General features: G+C 68.8%; 12 protein-coding genes. 11 read left to right on the top strand and 1 reads right to left on the bottom strand.

The window, feature by feature from the left end; genetic code table 11:
• Nucleotide 1: 1 nt before the first annotated feature.
• Genes AC07NG_RS12215 through AC07NG_RS12195 form a run of 5 tightly spaced genes read left to right on the top strand, consistent with a single transcriptional unit; the run spans nucleotide 2 to nucleotide 5,761 of the window.
• Nucleotides 2–1,405, top strand: a complete 1,404-nt coding sequence (locus tag AC07NG_RS12215) for an aldehyde dehydrogenase (protein ID WP_492857054.1) — start codon at nucleotides 2–4, stop codon at nucleotides 1,403–1,405.
• A gap of 45 nt (nucleotides 1,406–1,450) precedes the next feature.
• On the top strand, nucleotides 1,451–2,278 hold the full coding sequence (locus AC07NG_RS12210; RefSeq protein WP_492857055.1) for a p-hydroxycinnamoyl CoA hydratase/lyase: 828 nt from the start codon (nucleotides 1,451–1,453) through the stop codon (nucleotides 2,276–2,278).
• Between the two features lie 39 nt (nucleotides 2,279–2,317).
• Nucleotides 2,318–3,808: an AMP-binding protein gene (locus tag AC07NG_RS12205; protein WP_494594275.1), complete on the top strand. Its 1,491-nt coding sequence runs from the start codon at nucleotides 2,318–2,320 to the stop codon at nucleotides 3,806–3,808.
• Nucleotides 3,805–4,350 (top strand): DUF3237 domain-containing protein, encoded by a 546-nt coding sequence (locus AC07NG_RS12200; protein WP_494594274.1) that lies wholly within the window; start codon nucleotides 3,805–3,807, stop codon nucleotides 4,348–4,350. Before AC07NG_RS12205 ends, AC07NG_RS12200 begins: the two co-directional genes overlap by 4 nt.
• Nucleotides 4,351–4,408: 58 nt before the next feature.
• A complete protein-coding gene (locus AC07NG_RS12195; RefSeq protein WP_494594273.1) occupies nucleotides 4,409–5,761 on the top strand; it encodes an MFS transporter in 1,353 nt (450 codons plus the stop codon).
• A 65-nt stretch (nucleotides 5,762–5,826) separates the two neighbouring features.
• Here the strand turns inward: AC07NG_RS12195 and AC07NG_RS12190 are convergent, their stop codons facing one another.
• Complete coding sequence (locus tag AC07NG_RS12190; RefSeq protein ID WP_494594272.1) at nucleotides 5,827–7,059, bottom strand: LysR family transcriptional regulator; 1,233 nt, start codon at nucleotides 7,057–7,059, stop codon at nucleotides 5,827–5,829.
• A 287-nt stretch (nucleotides 7,060–7,346) separates the two neighbouring features.
• Between AC07NG_RS12190 and AC07NG_RS12185 the strand changes: the two genes are divergently transcribed.
• From AC07NG_RS12185 to AC07NG_RS12160, 6 genes are all read left to right on the top strand, one after another.
• On the top strand, nucleotides 7,347–10,196 hold the full coding sequence (locus AC07NG_RS12185; protein WP_494594271.1) for a TonB-dependent receptor domain-containing protein: 2,850 nt from the start codon (nucleotides 7,347–7,349) through the stop codon (nucleotides 10,194–10,196).
• A gap of 39 nt (nucleotides 10,197–10,235) precedes the next feature.
• Entirely contained in the window at nucleotides 10,236–11,633 is a 1,398-nt protein-coding gene (locus tag AC07NG_RS12180) for a hypothetical protein (RefSeq protein WP_494594270.1), read from the top strand.
• Nucleotides 11,634–11,671: 38 nt separating this feature from the next.
• A complete protein-coding gene (locus AC07NG_RS12175; protein ID WP_494594269.1) occupies nucleotides 11,672–11,938 on the top strand; it encodes a hypothetical protein in 267 nt (88 codons plus the stop codon).
• Nucleotides 11,938–12,792: a class III extradiol dioxygenase family protein gene (locus AC07NG_RS12170; protein WP_494594268.1), complete on the top strand. Its 855-nt coding sequence runs from the start codon at nucleotides 11,938–11,940 to the stop codon at nucleotides 12,790–12,792. The genes AC07NG_RS12175 and AC07NG_RS12170 overlap by 1 nt, the downstream gene beginning before the upstream one ends.
• Complete coding sequence (locus AC07NG_RS12165; RefSeq protein ID WP_494594267.1) at nucleotides 12,792–14,075, top strand: MFS transporter; 1,284 nt, start codon at nucleotides 12,792–12,794, stop codon at nucleotides 14,073–14,075. Before AC07NG_RS12170 ends, AC07NG_RS12165 begins: the two co-directional genes overlap by 1 nt.
• 137 nt (nucleotides 14,076–14,212) lie before the next feature.
• On the top strand, nucleotides 14,213–16,711 hold the full coding sequence (locus AC07NG_RS12160) for a TonB-dependent receptor (protein ID WP_494594266.1): 2,499 nt from the start codon (nucleotides 14,213–14,215) through the stop codon (nucleotides 16,709–16,711).
• Nucleotides 16,712–16,722 lie beyond the last annotated feature (11 nt).

The raw sequence follows: 16,722 nt of genomic DNA, 5'->3' as shown, positions 1-16,722 counted from the left end.
CATGAGCACGACGTTCGAACGCCGCGACCCGGTGACCGGCGCGGTCGCCAGCACCTCCGAGGCGATGACCGTGGCGCAGGCGCAAGCCGCCGCCGACGCCGCCCAGGCCGCCTTCGCCGGCTGGAGCGCCCTGGGGCCCAACGCCCGTCGCGCCCTGCTGTCCAAGGCCGCCGACGCGCTGGAGGCCAAGGCCGGCGGCTTCGTCGAGGCGATGATGGGCGAGATCGGCGCCACCGAGGGCTGGGCGCGGTTCAACCTGATGCTGGCCGTCGGCATCGTCCGCGAGGCCGCCGCCCTGACCACCCAAGTCGCCGGCGAGGTGATCCCGTCCGACAAGCCCGGCTGCATCTCCATGGCCGTGCGCGAGCCGGCCGGGGTGGTGCTGGGCGTGGCCCCCTGGAACGCCCCGATCATCCTGGGCGTGCGGGCCATCGCCACGCCCCTGGCCTGCGGCAACACCGTGGTGCTGAAGGCCTCGGAGACCTGCCCGCGCACCCACAGCCTGATCATCGAGGCCTTCGCCGAAGCTGGCCTGCCGCCTGGCGTGGTCAATGTGGTGACCAACGCGCCGGCCGACGCCGGCGAGATCGTCGGCGCCCTGATCGACCATCCGGCCGTGCGGCGCGTGAACTTCACCGGCTCGACCGCCGTCGGCAAGATCATCGCCAGGCGCTGCGCCGAGCACCTGAAGCCGGCCTTGCTGGAGCTGGGCGGCAAGGCCCCGCTGATCGTGCTGGACGACGCCGACCTGGACGAGGCGGTCAAGGCGGCCGCCTTCGGGGCCTTCATGAACCAGGGCCAGATCTGCATGTCGACCGAGCGGATCATCGTCGTCGAGGCCGTCGCCGACGCCTTCGTCGACAAGTTCAAGGCCAAGGTCGCCACCCTGACGGCCGGCGATCCGCGCGCCGGCAAGACGCCGCTGGGCGCGGTGGTCGATCTCAAGACCGTCGGCCATGTCGAGGGCCTGGTGGCCGACGCGGTCGGCGCCGGCGCGGTGCGGGTCAACGGCGGGCCGGCCGACGGGGTGCTGATGCCGGCCACCGTGGTCGACAAGGTCACGCCGGAGATGAAGCTGTTTCGCGAGGAGAGCTTCGGTCCGGTGGTCGGGATCACCCGCGCCCGCGACGAGGCCCACGCCATCGAACTGGCCAACGACACCGAATACGGCCTGTCGGCGGCGGTCTTCACCCGCGACACCGCCCGCGGCCTGCGTGTCGCCCGCCAGATCAAATCCGGCATCTGCCACGTCAACGGCCCGACCGTGCACGACGAGGCCCAGATGCCGTTCGGCGGGGTCAAGGCCAGCGGCTACGGCCGGTTCGGCGGCAAGGCCGGGATCGAGGCCTTCACCGACCTGCGCTGGATCACCATCGAGACCCAGCCCGGCCATTTCCCGATCTGACGCGTCGCGTCGCCCCCAAACACTTCGATTTGCAAGGACCGCCCGATGACCGAGGTCAACGACACCGCCACCTTCACGGTCGAGAACCGCATCGCCTGGGTGAAGTTCAACCGTCCTGAAAAGCGCAACTGCATGAGCCCGACCCTGAACCGTCGGATGATGGAGGTGCTGGACGAGTTGGAATACCGCGACGATGTCGGGGTGGTGGTGCTGACCGGCGAGGGCTCGGCCTGGTCGGCGGGCATGGACCTGAAGGAATATTTCCGCGAGACCGAAGCCAAGGGTCTGGGCGCGGTGCGCCAGGCCCAGCGCGAGTCCTACGGCTGGTGGCGGCGCCTGCGCTGGTACAACAAGCCGACCATCGCCATGGTCAACGGCTGGTGCTTCGGCGGCGGCTACGGCCCGCTCTATTCCTGCGACCTGGCGATCGCCGCCGACGAAGCCCAGTTCGCCCTGTCGGAGATCAACTGGGGCATCCTGCCCGGAGGCGGGGCCACGAAGGTGGTCGTCGACCTGATCCCGATGCGCGACGCCATGTACCACGCCCTGACCGGCGAGCTGATCGATGGCCAGAAGGCCGCCCAGTGGCGCCTGGTGAACGAAAGCGTGCCGCTCGCTCAGCTTGAAACGCGGGTTCGCGAGCTCGCCGAGGTGCTGCTCAAGAAGAACCCGGTGGCCCTGAAGGCGACCAAGGACGCGGTCCGCAGGGTCAAGGAAATGACCTACGACAACGCCGAGGACTATCTGGTCAGGGCCCAGGAAGCGGCCAATTCCTTCGACAACGACGGTCGCAAGGAGGGCATCAAGCAGTTCATCGACGACAAGACCTACAAGCCCGGACTGGGCGCCTACGATCTGGCCAAGCAGAGCTGAGACGGGGCAGGGAGGAAACGGCGAAAAGGGGAGGGTTCCATGAGCGGCCCCATCGACCATGTCGGCCTGCAGGCCAGGCTCCAGCCCACGCGTCTTGCGGCCGTAGACCTGGCCAGCGGGCGGCGCTGGATCTACGCTGAGCTCGACGCCGACGTCGCCGCCTGCGCCCGCGTGCTGGTCGAGCGCGGCGTGGCGCTCGGCGAGCGGGTCGTCAGCCTGGCCCGCAACCGCGTCGAGCTCGTGATCCTGCACCTGGCCTGCGCCCGGATCGGGGCTGTGTATGCGCCGCTGAACTGGCGGCTGAGCCCGCCCGAAATCCTGGCCCTGGTCGAGGACGCCGATCCCAAGCTGGTGGTCGGCGACCAGGAGCTCGACCGCGTCGGGCTGGAGGGCCTCTCCCTAGACCGCCTGGCCGCCGAGATCGCCGCCGCCGATCCGTTTGAAGCCGCGCCGTTCGATCGCGACCGGCCGTCGCTGATCCTCTACACCTCGGGCACCTCCGGCCGTCCCAAGGGCGTGGTGCTGTCCGAGCGCAATCTCGACCACACGGCGGTCAATTTCGGGCGCCTGGGACAGGTGACGCACCAGAGCGCCTTCCTGATCGACGCGCCGATGTTCCACGTTCTGGGCCTGGTCACCACGGTGCGGCCGCCCTTGCTGCACGGCGGGACGATCCTGGTCTCGGACGGGTTCGAGCCGGCCCGCACCCTGGCGCGATTGTCCGATCCGGCCTTAAGCGTCAGCCATTATTTCTGCGTGCCGCAGATGGCCCAGGCCCTGCGTCTGCACCCGGACCTGGCCCCCGACCGCCTGGCCGGCCTGACCGCGATCTTCACCGGCGGGGCGCCGCACGCGGCCGCCGACATCCGCGCCTGGCTGGCGATCGGCGTGCCGGTGGTCGACGGCTTTGGCATGAGCGAGACCGGCACGGTGTTCGGCATGCCGGTCGATCCGGCCCAAATCGACGCCCGTGCCGGCTCGGTGGGCGTGGCCTTGCCGGGCGTGCGCAGCCGCATTGTCGACGCCGCCGGCCGCGACTGCCCGGACGACCAGCCCGGCGAACTGTTGCTGAAGGGCGACAACGTCTTTGCCGGCTACTGGCGGCGTCCGGACGACACGGCGGCGGCCTTCACCGCCGACGGCTGGTTCCGCACCGGCGACATCGCCCGCGCCGACGCAGACGGCTTCCACTGGCTGGTCGACCGCAAGAAGGACATGTTCATCTCGGGCGGCGAGAACGTCTATCCGGCCGAGATCGAGGCGGCCCTGGCCGACCATCCCGGCATCGCCGAATGCGCGGTGCTGGGCCTGCCCGATCCCCGCTGGGGCGAGGTGGGACACCTGATCCTCGTGCCGAGGGCGGGCGCCGTCGTCAGCCATGCCGGCGTCGTCGCGCACCTGGAGCTTCGCCTGGCCCGCTACAAGCTGCCCAAGGCCACGACGATCGTCGACAGCCTGCCGCGCACCGGCTCGGGCAAGATCCAGAAGGCCGTTCTCAAGGCCCTGATCCTGGAAAGGACCCCCGCATGAGCCCTCCGCCCATCAGCCGGCGCGGGCTGGGTCTCGGCGTCGCCGCCGCTGGCCTGGCGGGCGCGACCCAGGCCGTCGCGGCGAACCTGCCGCCGGCGCTCACACACGTCTTCGACCTCGCCGTCGAGGTGGGACCGGCCCAGGAACTGGGCGAGGTCGGCGGCGGCCGGCGACGGGTGATCCCGATCACCGGCGGCAGCCTGACCGGTCCGGGCCTGTCGGGCGAAGTGCTGCCGGGCGGGGCCGACTGGCAGACGATCCGGCCCGACGGCGTCACCCTGCTGCAGGCCCGCTACACCGTGCGGATGAGCGACGGAGCGACGATCGGCATCATCAATACCGGCGTGCGCCGGGCCGACGCAGACGTCGTGCGCCGCCTGACCGCCGGTGAGGACGTGGATCCGTCGCTCTACTATTTCCGCGCCACGCCGGTCTTCGAGGTCGGGCCGGGGCCGTATCTGTGGCTGACCGAAAGCGTCTTCGTCAGCGCTGGCGCGCGACGGCCGCGCCGGGTGGAACTGGGCGTCTTCAAGGTCGCCTGACGGGTCCGGAAAACGCTGTGATAAAGGCCAAGCGCCCGCCAAGGGCCGGGAGGAAACGATGACCACGGGATCGCAGGCCGTGCGCCGGCCGGCCATGGAAAGCGGGGCGCTGACCGTCCTGCTGTGCTTCCTCGTCGCCGTGCTCGAAGGCTTCGACATCCAGGCCATGGGCGTGGCCGCGCCGAAGCTGGGACCCGAGCTGCATCTGGCCAAGGCCGTGCTGGGCGAGGCCCTGGCCGCCAGCAATATCGGCCTGGTGCTGGGCGCGGTGCTCGGCGGCTGGCTGGCCGACCGCCTGGGGCGCAAGGCCGTGCTGATGGGGGCCGTGCTCGGCTTCGGCGGCTTCACCCTGCTGACCATGTTCGCCCACGACTTCTCGATGCTGTTCGCCGCGCGGCTGGGCGCGGGGCTGGGCTTCGGCGCGGCCCTGCCCAACATCATGGCCCTGGCCGCCGAGGTGGCGCCGGCCGGCAAGCGCGGCTCGACCGGCACGATGATGTTCTGCGGCATGCCGTTGGGCGGCGGGCTGGTGGCCCTGGTCAGCTGGCTGAACCCAAGCCTCGACTGGCGGCACCTTTTCCTGATCGGCGGTCTGGCGCCGCTGCTGCTGGCCCCGCTGATCCTGGTGCTGATGAAGGAGACCGCGCGGCCCGCCTCGTCGTCCTCCGGCGGCGCGGCTTGGACGTGGCTGGGCCTGATCCCGCTCTACGGCTTGTCTTACCTGGCCCTGCTGTGGCTCGGCGGCCTTCCGGGCCTGGGATCGCTGCGCGGCCTGGCGCCCTGGCTGGCGACCCTGCCGACGGTGATCATCGCTTACATGATCGTGAACCGCGCCGCCCTGTTCGGCGAGCGCCGGGCCTTGCCCTCGCTGCTGCTGTGGCTGGTGTTCTTTCCGACCCTGCTGATCCTCTATCTGGTGCTCAATTGGCTGCCGACCCTGGTCATCGCCAAGGGCTTCGCGCCCCAGGCCAGCCTGGCCTCGGCCTGTTTCAACTTCGCCAGCGTCGTCGGCGCCCTGATCCTGGGACGGCTGGTTGACCGCTTCGGCCTGCGCTGGCCGATGATCGCCGGCTATGTCGGCCTGACCGCGAGCCTGATGCTGCTGGCCCGGGCCGACGGCCTGGCCGCGGTGCTGGCCCTGAGCGGCGCGGTCGGCTTCTTCGTGCTGGGCGCCAACTACGCCCTCTACGGGGCGGCCGCCTCCTACTATCCGGCGCCGGCGCGGGGCAGGGGATCCGGCGCGGCCGTCGCCTGGGGGCGGATGGGCGCCGTCGTCGGTCCCCTGGTCGGCGGACAACTCCTGCAGGCGGGCGACAGCGCGGGATCGGTCGTCGCCGCGATGACCCCGTTGGCCCTGATGGCGCTGGTCGGGATCGTGCTGCTGACGTTCCTTGAGCCTCCGCGGCACTAGACGCTCGTGCGCGCGGGTAGGCGCCTCTAGGCCCGGGGACCAGGGCGACGCTTCGATGCCTGCGACTAGGCGACCCGTCGTGACGCGCCGCCGATCGACTCGGGCGCATCCACATTCAAATGAGCCCGCAGCAGATCGACCAGTTCGAGATGCAGTTGCGTGGGCGCGCGATCCGCCCGGCTGACGACGTCGATCCCGAGGCCTGCCTCGACCGGAAAGAACGGCATCTTCGCAAGCGCCAGGCCGCCGCAACGGCTTTCGTGCTCGGTCATCAGCGCCAGCCGGTCGCTGCCGGCGACGAAGTGGCCGACGATGGCCCCCTCGGAGGCGGCGAAGGCGACCTGAGGCGGGGACATGCCGGCGAACAGCGCCTCGCGCGCGGTCTCGCGCGCCGACCCCGGCGTTCCCCCCACCCAGTCATAGGCGATCAACTGGTCGAGCGTGGCGGTTTCCGAGCCGCTCAAGGGGTGTCCAGGCCGTCCGAACACGAAATAGGGCGTGCTGACCAGCCGCTCCTTGATCTGGTCGCGCGCGATTGCCTCGATGTCGCCGACGACGAGGTCGACCTCACCCGCGCGCAGCCTTTCCACCAATTCGACTGGGCCCTCGCGAAGCACCGTAATGCGCGCGCCGGCATGCCGCGTCGCCAGTTCGGCCAGGACGCGCGCCAGGAAGCGGTTGCCGAACGCCTGGGCGGCGCCGACGACGATGGATGTCTCGGCGTTGGTCTGCTGTGCGTGCAGTTCGCGGATCCCGATCGCCAGATCCTCCAGGAGGGCGCGAAGGCGTTCGGCGAACGCCTGGGCCCGCGGGGTGAAGCGGGTCCCGTCCGGCGTGCGGACGAAAAGCGGTCCGGTCAGCTTTTCCAGGACGCCGGCCGATCGACGCAGTCCCTCCCGCGTCACGCCGCTGGCGAGCGCCGCCCGCTCGAGAGACCCGGTCTCGAGCACGCCCGACAGGGTCCTCACCTGGGCGGGGGTCAGGCGATGCTCCACGGCCTTGTGGTCGGCCGGACCAAGATCGGCGATCACCTCGTCCAGTTGGGCGCAGATCCGGTCGACCCGGGCGTGAAACAGCCTGCCGAGCGGGGTCAAGGTCATGCCGCTCGGGCCGCGTTCCAGCAGGGTCGCCGCCACCTTGTCCTGAAGCTGCGAAAGCGCCTGGGTCGCGGCGGGCTGGGAAACGCCGCAGGCGTGCGCGGCGCGCTGTATGCCGCCGTGATGTCCCACGGCGACGAACAGCCTCAGCTGCCTGAAGCTGATCGAGGCGCAGCGATCATGCACGTCCCTCGGGTTCATCGTCCGTCATCGATCCAGCGGCCACCGGCGGTTTGGGCCAGGATTGCCGATCTAAATACCACCTAGGCTTGGCCTCCAGCAAGCCGACCGCCGGCCCGGATGAGGGCCGCCTTCCTCTACCTGCGCCACGGGCAGGGTCGCGAGACGCGCGGGCCCGACAGCGATCCGCCATGTCCGCAATCTGCGTGAAAATTATATAATAACGACAAAAACAAATATGCACGCACGCAGCCGCCTGCGTGACAGTGCGGACAAATAAAACAATCGACAGGGGAGTGAACGTGCCAATGAGCCATCGGCTTTCGAAGGGCTTGCTGCTTAGCGCCAGCGTGTCCGCTCTGGCGTTGCCTGCGCATGCGCAGACCTCGGCGGACGCCAGCGCCACCGTGAGTGAAGTGGTCGTCACCGGTTCGCGTATTCCGACCAACGGCGACAACAGTCCCACGCCGTTGACGGTCGTCAGCACCCAGCAGCTGCTGGCGTCGACCCCGACGTCCGTCGCAGCCGCCCTGCAGCAGCTGCCGGTGTTCCAAAACTCGATGGGCCAGAACAGCGGCACCGGCGGCGGCAACGGCGGGCCCAACGGCGCGGCCAACGCCCCCAATATCCGCAGCCTCGGCCTCTATCGCACGCTCACACTGTTCGACGGCAAGCGACTCCAGCCCAGCACCGACACGGGCCTGGTGACGATCGACATGTTCCCGCAGATGCTGCTGCAGCGGGTCGACGTGGTCACCGGCGGCGTCTCCGCGGTCTACGGTTCCGACGCCATATCGGGGGTCGTGAACTTCGTCACCGACTCCAAGTTCAACGGCCTGTCGGTCAAGGCCCAGCGCGGCGTTTCGGCGCGCGGCGACGATCGGACGACCGACATCGGCGTCGCCGCGGGAACGACCCTGTTCGACGGGCGCGGCCATGTCGAAGCCAGTCTCGAATACAATGACGATCCCGGCATTCTCGACATGTTCAGCCGCGACCTGGGGCAGCTCTGGCAGATCGAGGGCGGCGTCGCCGGCTCGACCGCGACGCCGGGTTCGGCCGCCAACCCGTTCAAGCTCTATTCGAACGTCCACAACGCCTCTTTGACGAGCGGCGGCCTGATCCGGTCGGGCCCGCTGGCCGGTCAGACCTTCTCATCCAATGGGGTCCTGTCGGCCTTTCAGAACGGGGCCGCCACCGGCACCTCGGGTTTCCAGATTGGCGGCGACGGCGCCTACAACAACGACAGCTCGCTGAAAGGAGCCCTGCGCGCCAAGCGGGCGTTCGCGCGGTTCGACTACGACCTGACCGACACGCTGCACGTCTACCTGGAAGGGTTCGGCGCGAAGAACCGCAACGCGTACAACGACACCACGCTCACCATGAGCAATGTCACGCTGCGTTCGCAGAACCCCTTCCTGCCGGCCGCCTACCAGTATGGAACGGCCACGACCACCTTCACCTTAAGCAAGCAGCTCGGCCCGCAGCTTGGCCCGCACACCAAGGTCTTCGACCTCGGCAGCTACTTCGTGAACGGTGGGCTCAGGGGAAAGCTCGGCAACTACATCTGGGAATTGGGCGCGGCGCACGGCGCGTCGACCCAGAAGTGGACCACGGAACGCAACATAAACCTGCAGCACCTGGCGGCCGCGCTCGACTCCGTCTCGGTCGGCGGGAACATCGTGTGCCGGATCAACGCCGACGCCATCACCACCAACGACGACGCGGCTTGCGCGCCGTTCAATCCCTTCGGCCCGAATGCGGCCTCGGCGCAGTCGGTCGCGTATCTGACCGACAGGACCGTCGGCAAGGCCAAGGGGACGATCGCCGACATCACCGGATCCATCACCGGTTCGCCTTTCGACACCTGGGCGGGGCCGGTGAATGTCGCGCTGTCGGGTGAGTGGCGCCGCGTCGGCCTGTCGGCGACCAGCGAGGTCCCGCCGGAGGACAAGGCTGACTGCACCGGCATCCTCTACAACTGCACCCAGGGCACGACCAATCTTCACCAGGTCACCTTCGGCGTCACGCCGCTGGTGCATCAGACCGTCCAGGAGGCGGCGCTGGAGGTCGAGCTCCCGCTGCTGAAGGACGTGCGGCTGGCGCAGGACCTGAGCGTCAATCTGGCCGGCCGTTACGCCAACTACGACAGCTTCGGCGGCGCATGGACCTGGAAGGTCGGCGGCGTCTGGCGGGTCAATGACGAGCTGACGATCCGCGCGACCCGCTCGCGCGATTTCAGGGCGCCCAACCTCAACAACCTCTACGGCCCCGGCACGGTCAGCCGCTCCACGGTCATCGACCAGCTCACCGGCGCGACCCTGGTCAATGCGCCCAATCAGGGCGGCGGCAATCCGGATTTGAAGCCGGAGATCGGCAACACCCTGACCGCGGGCGTGGTCTATCGGCCTGGCTGGCTGACCGGCGCCAGCGTCTCCGTCGATTTCTACGCCATCAAGATCAAGGACGCGATCACCGCCCTGAACGGGGCGAACGTGACCGTGCAGAAGCTCTGCATCGCCAGCGGGGGAACATCCTCGCTCTGTGATCTGATCGTCCGGCCCAACGGCTATACCGACACCAGCACGGCGAACAACGCGACCTACTTCTACACCCGCTCGGTCAACGCCGCGGAGATCTACACCAGGGGCGTGGACCTCGAGTCGAGCTACGCGACCCGGCTCCTGGGGCGGCCGCTCTCCCTTCGGGTGCTGACCACCTACCAGCCAGTCTTGCGCCAGGACACGCCGAGCATCGGGGTCGTCGACATGGCGGGCTACGCCTACGCCCCGGCCGGAGGCCTGGGCGCGTCTCCGAAATGGCGCGTGACCAGCTTCGCCAGCTATGCGCTGACCGACCAGTTCAAGGCGACGGTGTCGACCCGCTGGCGCAGCGCCCTCGGGTGGAACGCGGACAAGACGCTGGTCTATGACGAGCCCAAGATTTCGGCCTTCTGGACGGCCAACCTCAATCTCGCCTTTTCGCCCGAGATCCAGGGCGCCAGGCCCGAGTTCTTCTTCAATATCCAGAACCTCTTCGACAAGTCTCCGCCGATCGCGATCAACTCATCGGCCGACGCCGGGCGGTTCGGGGCCTACCTGCAGTCGGACGACCTGGTCGGCCGCTACTACACGACGGGCGTCCGTCTCAAGTTCTGATCATCGCGACAGCAACAAGCTCCTGGAAAGTACGAGACCATGGATCGTAGAATCTCCCGCCTGGCGTTGCTTGCGACGACGCTGATCGCGCCCCTGGCCATCGCCGCGGCCGTCGTCGCGCCGACGATCGCGCCGGCCCAGTCCGGGGCGAGCCCTCCGCCGACGGCCGCCCCGCCCGCGAACGGCTCGCTCCTGGCTGGGGCGGCGCGGATCGACATCACCCCCGCCGTCGAAGACCTGCCCAAGCCGTTCGAAGCCATCGAGAGCCGGCTCCATGTCCGGACCGTGGTGCTGGACTCGGGCGGCAAGCGCGCCGTGCTGGTGGTCGGCGACCTGCCGATGTTCGCGCCCGACATCTTCGAAGACACGATGGCGCGTATCGCCAAGGCCTCCGGCGCGCCGCCGGAGAACATCCTGCTGGCCGTCACCCACACCCACGACACGGTGCGGATGGACAACAATCCCGTCGGCATCATCCTGCCGGGATCCGAGAAGATCACCCGCATGACCACCGACGCCATCGTCGCGTCGGTGAAGCAGGCGATCGCCAACCGCCAGCCGGCGCGGGCCGGCTACGCCAACGGCGTTTTCAGGCTGGCCGGGCGCAATGAAGGCGGCCCAGGCGCCGAGGGGGCGGCCGAAAGCGGCCGGACCCAGAGCACGGACGCTTCGATCGGCGTGTTCAAGGTCGAAACCCTGCAAGGCGAGCCCATCGCCCTGATGGTCAGCAACGGCCCGGGACCCGGCGTGCCGGGGCTGGGCGGCGGCAAGCGCTCGAAGGTCAGCGCCGACATGGTCGGCATGGTCGAGCGCTACGTCGAGCAGCGCTTCGGCGACAAGGTCGTGGCGATGTACACGGTCGGCGCGCCGATGGGGATCGCCATGAACCCCGGGCGCAAGGGGGCGGGGCTGTCGCCGCCCGAGCCGAACGCGGTCAAGGGCGCGGTGGCGACCGTGCTGGGCGAGGAGGTCGTGGCGACCGCGCTCAGGATCAAGACCTCGGACAAGCTGACGATCTCCGGCTCGCTCGAAGTCCTGATGTGTCCGGGCAAGTCGACGTTCCCGCTCAACAATCCGGGCGCCTGCTCCGATGCGCCGGACTCGAAGCTGCCCCGATGCGTGTTCACCGACACCGACATCGCGCCCGTGCCGCTGCGGTTCGGAACCATTCAGCTCGGCGACTTCACGATCGTCCACAGCGACGCGAACGTGATGCCGCCGCTGTGGGTCAGGGTGAAGCAGGGAGCGCCCCGGCCCGCCAGCACCATGCTCGTGTCGCTGGGCTACGGGCCTGTCCACTACGTCGTGCCCGACGAGGACTATCCCTCCAACAGCTATCCGGTGACGGCGAGCATGGCCAAGCGCGGCTGCGCGGCGGGCGGCTTCGTCGACGGCGCGCTCAAGATGGTCAACGCCTCCAGGGCCAGCGGCGGATGACGACCCCGGAGCGACCTTCAACCCAATCGAGATCGACCATGACAGATGTCCAACCCGGCAAGTTCCATCCCCAGGCCGCGCTGAAGGGCTACGCGCTCAACCGCATGTGCTTCACGCTCAATTCGGCGGAAAGCCGCGCCGCCTTCATCGCCGATCCGGACGGCTACTGCGCGCGGTTCGGCCTCAACGACGAGGAAGTCGCGGCGGTGCGGTCGCGGGACAAGAAGCGGTTGTTCGCGGCGGGAGGGAACATGTACTTCCTGGCCAAGCTCGACAGGGTTCCCAAGCCGCAGGGAGCCCGCTGATGGGCGTCGTCATTGGAGGACTGGGCACCAGCCACGTGCCGATGATCGGCCGGGCGATCGCGGCCAACAAGCAGGCCGAGGTGCCGTTCGCGCCGTTCTTCGCCAGCTTCGGCAGGGTCCATGCGTGGCTGGACGAGGCCAGGCCCGACGTCGTGATCGTCTTCTACAACGATCATGGCCTCAACTTCTTCCTCGACAACATGCCGACCTTCGCGATCGGGGTGGCGCACGACTATCGCAACGCCGACGAGGGGTGGGGCCCTCCCGAGCCGAGGACCTTCCGCGGCGACGCGGAACTCGCCTGGCACATCGTCGGATCGCTGATGGCCGACGAGTTCGATGTCGCCACCTGCCAGGAGATGATCTTCGATCACGCCGGCATCACCGCCCTGGACCTGCTTTTTCCGGCCGACGGCGCGGGGCACGGCGACATCCCCGTCGCCACGATCCCGATCATGATCAACGGCGTCCTGCCGCCGCTGCCGACGCCCGCCCGCTGCTACAAGCTGGGGCAGGCGATCGGTCGGGCCATTCGCTCCTTCCCCGGCGATCGCCGGGTCCTTCTGGTCGGCAGCGGCGGGCTGAGCCACGAGCTCGGCGTCAGCGGCAAGATCAACCAGGACTTCGACCGGCTGACCCTCGAGAAGATCGAGCACGACCCGCAAGCCCTGACCCAATTCACCAATGACGAGATCGTCGATCTGGCCGGCGCCCAGGGGCTGGAGCTGATGACCTGGCTGGCCATGCGCGGCGCGGCCGCGGGCGGCGACATCGTCACCAGCCTCTATCACGCCCCGATCTCGCATACCGGCGGCGCGATGATGCTGATCGACACACGCGAAGGCGAACGCTGATGACCGAGGCCGTTTCCCTGAGCGCGCCGACCGAAAAGGCGCCGCCGCGCGCCAAGCACTGGGGCATCCTGCTGCTGCTCTCGGTCGGCGTGCTGATCGCCTATGCCGACCGGTCGAGCATTTCCGCGGCGCTGGCCAACAAGGACTTCGTCCGTCACTTCGGCATGACGTCCGTCGGCCGGGGCTGGGTCGGGGCTGCGTTCTTCTGGGCCTATGCGGCCGCCCTGATGCCCCTGGGCTGGGTGGTCGACCGCTATGGCGCGAAGATCCCCTACGCCATCTGCTTCGCGCTCTGGTGTCTGGCCACGGCGGCGACCGGCGCCATGCCGGCCTTGCTGGGCATCGTGATCATGCGCTCGCTGGTCGGGGCGGCCGAGGGGGTCGTGATGCCGGCCAGCTACCGCTGGATCCGCCACAACGTGCCTGAGCGCCACACCGGCGCGGCGCTGGGCGTGTTCTCGTTCGGCAACAAGGTCGGAACGGCCATCGGCGCGCCGATGGGCGCCTGGCTGATCACGGCCTCGGACTGGCGGCTGATGTTCGTCATCACCGGGGCGTGCGGCCTCGTGTGGCTCGTTCCCTGGATGATGCGCGTGCAGAACGACTTCCCGCGCAAGGACCAGCGCGCCGAGGCCCGGCGGCGGGCCGCCTCGGTGCCGTTCGGGCGCATCATCACCTCGCCGGTGGTCTGGGGCGGGATCATCGTCAACTTCTGCTACAGCTACTTCGTCTTCTTCTGCATGACCTGGATGCCGTCCTACCTGGTCGAGCAGCGCGGGTTGTCGCTGACCAATTCGGGGCTCTACACCTTCTTCAGCTTCGCCGGCATCGCGATCGTCGCCGTCGTCGCGGGCTGGGCGGCCGACCGCATCATCGACCGGGGCGGAGACCCGGTGGTGACGCGCAAGGTGTTCATCGTCGCCGGCTTCATCGGCGCGACGACAGTCTTGTTCGGCGCCTACGCCCACAGCCTGGGCGCGGCCCTGTTCTGGAACATCTTCTCGCTGTCGTGTCTTGGCCTCGCCAGCGCCAACAACCTCGCGCTCACCAAGGTCACGCTTATTCCACGGCCGGCCATCGGCATGATCGTCGGCGTCCAGCACGTCGCCGCGGGACTGTCCGGCGGCGCGGCGGCGGCCATCTCCGGCTGGCTGCTTCACGTCAGCGGCGGCTATCAGCTGCCGATGCTGGTGATCGTGGTGTTCCTGGTGCTGGGGGCTACGACGTCGGTCGTGCTGCTGCGCCCCAAATGGTCGCCGAAAGTGACGGACGGGGAGGCGTGATCCGTCCGCCGCCAAACGCTTTTGACGCGCCGATCCCAGGTTTCGGAAAATTTCCGGGCGGCGTTCGGGGGGAACTCGCCGCCTGACGCATCTAACCCTCAAACAAACGGGCAAGCGCCCAAGAACGAGGGGAAACGATGAAGCGCTATCCGAGCATTTTCTGTGGGGTCTCGCTGGCGGTCATGCTGGCGGCGACCGGCGCGGCGGCGCAGGAGCGGACGTTCGACGTGCCGGCCGGACCGGCGTCCGACGCCATCCCGCTGTTCGCGCGTCAGGCGGGCGTCCAGATCATCGCCCCCGCCGGCCGCCTGAAGGGCGTCTCGACCCCGGCGGTGAAGGGCCGCCAGGACGCCCGCGCGGCGCTGAAGACCTTCCTGGCCGCCACCAATCTCGAGATCGCCGCCGACAACGGCTCGGTGATCATCCTGCGGGAAGCCGCCCGGCCCGCCGCCGCTCCGGCCCAGCAGACCTCCGCCACCGGTGACGCGGTCGAAGGCGGCGCCGAGCTGGCCGAGGTGATCGTCACCGCCGCCCGCCAGACCCAGAACATGCAGAAGGTCTCGGCCGCCGTGCAGGTGGTGGGCGGCGACGAACTGCGCCGTCAGGCGGCGAGCAACGTCTCGCAGGCCTTCGCCTCGACGCCCAGCGTCCAGGTCACGGCCCAGCCCGGCGGCTTCTCGATCGACATCCGGGGGCAGGGCGGCGACATGCCGTCGGGCACCACCCAGGGCTCGGTCGCCCTGGAGTTCGACGGGGTCTACAGCATCCTGTCGCAGTCCTCGATCGTCGGCTTCTTCGACGTCGACCGTGTGGAGGTGCTGCCGGGGCCGCAGAGCACCCGCTACGGACCCAACGCCGACGGCGGCGTGGTCAATGTCATCACCAAGGATCCGATCCTGAACGACGCCTCGGGGGCGGCCTCGCTGAGCGTCGGCAACTACGGCCTGGTGCGCGGCGAGGCGGCCCAGAACCTGGCGCTCGGCGACAAGGCCGCCCTGCGGATCTCGGCGGCCGCCATCCATCGCGACGCCTATCTCAAGCCGATCGGCGCCAACGCCGTGGGTCAGTCGGTGCGCCTGAAGTTCCTGGCCGAGCCGACCGACGACCTGACCCTGAAGCTCGCCTACCAGTACGACCACATCGGCGGCACGGGTCCCGGCGTCGAGCCCTATGTGATGTCCAAGGTCGCGCCCTACAGCGGCGACAGCATCAACGACGCCTCCAATCCCTGGGACATGGGCGACAGTTCGACCAACACCACCTCGTCGGACAACAAGGCCGACATCAAGCAGCAGACCCTGACGGCCAATCTGGACTACCGGATCTCCGACTGGGGCGTGTTCGACGTCACCTCGTCCTACACCAAGGTGACCGGCAAGGAGACCGACTGCTACGCCGGCGGTCCGCCCTGGATCACGGGCGGCGACCACACCTGCTACCAGTACTACCAGTTCGCGCCGTTCCATCAGTTCTCGACCGAGGCCCGTTTGCACAACGCGCCGGGGGCCGAGATCCTGTGGAACCTGGGCTACTACCACTTCGACTACCGGCGCGGGACCTACAACAACACCTCGGGCAACGTGCCCTCCGGCATCGTCGGCGGGACCATCGCGGCCACCACCACCAACGCCCTGTTCGGCGAGCTGACCTATCCGGTGAGCGAACGCCTGCGCGTCATCGTCGGCGGCCGCCAGAGCTACGACACCCGTGAGCTGAAGCCGGCCGGGATCGCCACCAACTATTCCCGCGACCTGCACCATTTCGACTATCGGCTGGGCGGCGAGTTCGACGTCTCGCCGACCTCCATGGCCTATCTGACCGTCTCGACCGGCTACCGTCCCGGCGGCCTGACCGGCTACGACACCACCACGACCAAGCCCTACACCTACGAGAGCGAGGTCAACACGGCCTTCGAGCTGGGCTCGAAGAACCGCTTCCTCGACAACCGCCTGCAGGTCAACGCCGACCTCTTCTACTACAAGCAGGACGGCTATCAGAACATCGACACCTACCACGGCTTCGTGCCGTCGACCGGCGGTTCGGCCTGCACGCCCAACGACGCGCGACCGTCCTGCACCGTGCCGACCTTCAACCTCGACGCTCATGCCATTGGCTTGGAGACCCAGGTGCGGTTCAACCTGACGCGGGTCGACACCGTGGGCCTGAACGCCACCTGGCTGAAGGCCAAGTTCGACAAGAGCCAGGGGACCTGCGCGACCGTCGGGGCGCCGACCACGGCCGGTTGCTGGATCGGCTACAACGACCAGGGCACCGACGCCCTGCTGTTCTTCGACGTGGCCGGCGCGGTGCAGCCGCACTCGCCGAACTTCGCCGGTACCCTGACCTATCGCCACAGCTTCGAATTCGCCTCGGGCGCTTCGCTGGCCGTGGGCGGCGAGGTCTTCTACAGCGGCGGCTATTGGGTCCACCCGGTGCAGGACGCCTCGAAGTACGGCTGGCAGCCGGCCTATACGCAGGGCGGGCTGAACGCCAGCTACACCCCGGCCGACGGCCCGTGGAGCCTCAGCGCCTATGTGCGCAACATCAGCAACTACGCCGTCAAGCAGTCGACCCTGCCGGTGACCACGATCGGTGATCCGCGGACCTTCGGCCTGACGCTGAGCACCCGCTGGTGATCGACGACGCC

The sequence above is a fragment of the Caulobacter sp. GW821-FHT10C03 genome (genome assembly GCF_059415485.1).
Note: the sequence above shows the minus strand (reverse complement) of the source record. Positions and strands in the feature narration are given on the sequence as shown.

Coding starts and splice junctions, on each gene's coding strand:
- AC07NG_RS12160 (WP_494594266.1), top strand. CDS start 14,213: ATGAAGCGCTATCCGAGCATTTTCTGTGGGGTCTCGCTGGCGGTCATG.
- AC07NG_RS12200 (WP_494594274.1), top strand. CDS start 3,805: ATGAGCCCTCCGCCCATCAGCCGGCGCGGGCTGGGTCTCGGCGTCGCC.
- AC07NG_RS12205 (WP_494594275.1), top strand. CDS start 2,318: ATGAGCGGCCCCATCGACCATGTCGGCCTGCAGGCCAGGCTCCAGCCC.
- AC07NG_RS12210 (WP_492857055.1), top strand. CDS start 1,451: ATGACCGAGGTCAACGACACCGCCACCTTCACGGTCGAGAACCGCATC.
- AC07NG_RS12180 (WP_494594270.1), top strand. CDS start 10,236: ATGGATCGTAGAATCTCCCGCCTGGCGTTGCTTGCGACGACGCTGATC.
- AC07NG_RS12195 (WP_494594273.1), top strand. CDS start 4,409: ATGACCACGGGATCGCAGGCCGTGCGCCGGCCGGCCATGGAAAGCGGG.
- AC07NG_RS12185 (WP_494594271.1), top strand. CDS start 7,347: ATGAGCCATCGGCTTTCGAAGGGCTTGCTGCTTAGCGCCAGCGTGTCC.
- AC07NG_RS12175 (WP_494594269.1), top strand. CDS start 11,672: ATGACAGATGTCCAACCCGGCAAGTTCCATCCCCAGGCCGCGCTGAAG.
- AC07NG_RS12170 (WP_494594268.1), top strand. CDS start 11,938: ATGGGCGTCGTCATTGGAGGACTGGGCACCAGCCACGTGCCGATGATC.
- AC07NG_RS12165 (WP_494594267.1), top strand. CDS start 12,792: ATGACCGAGGCCGTTTCCCTGAGCGCGCCGACCGAAAAGGCGCCGCCG.
- AC07NG_RS12190 (WP_494594272.1), bottom strand. CDS start 7,059: ATGAACCCGAGGGACGTGCATGATCGCTGCGCCTCGATCAGCTTCAGG.
- AC07NG_RS12215 (WP_492857054.1), top strand. CDS start 2: ATGAGCACGACGTTCGAACGCCGCGACCCGGTGACCGGCGCGGTCGCC.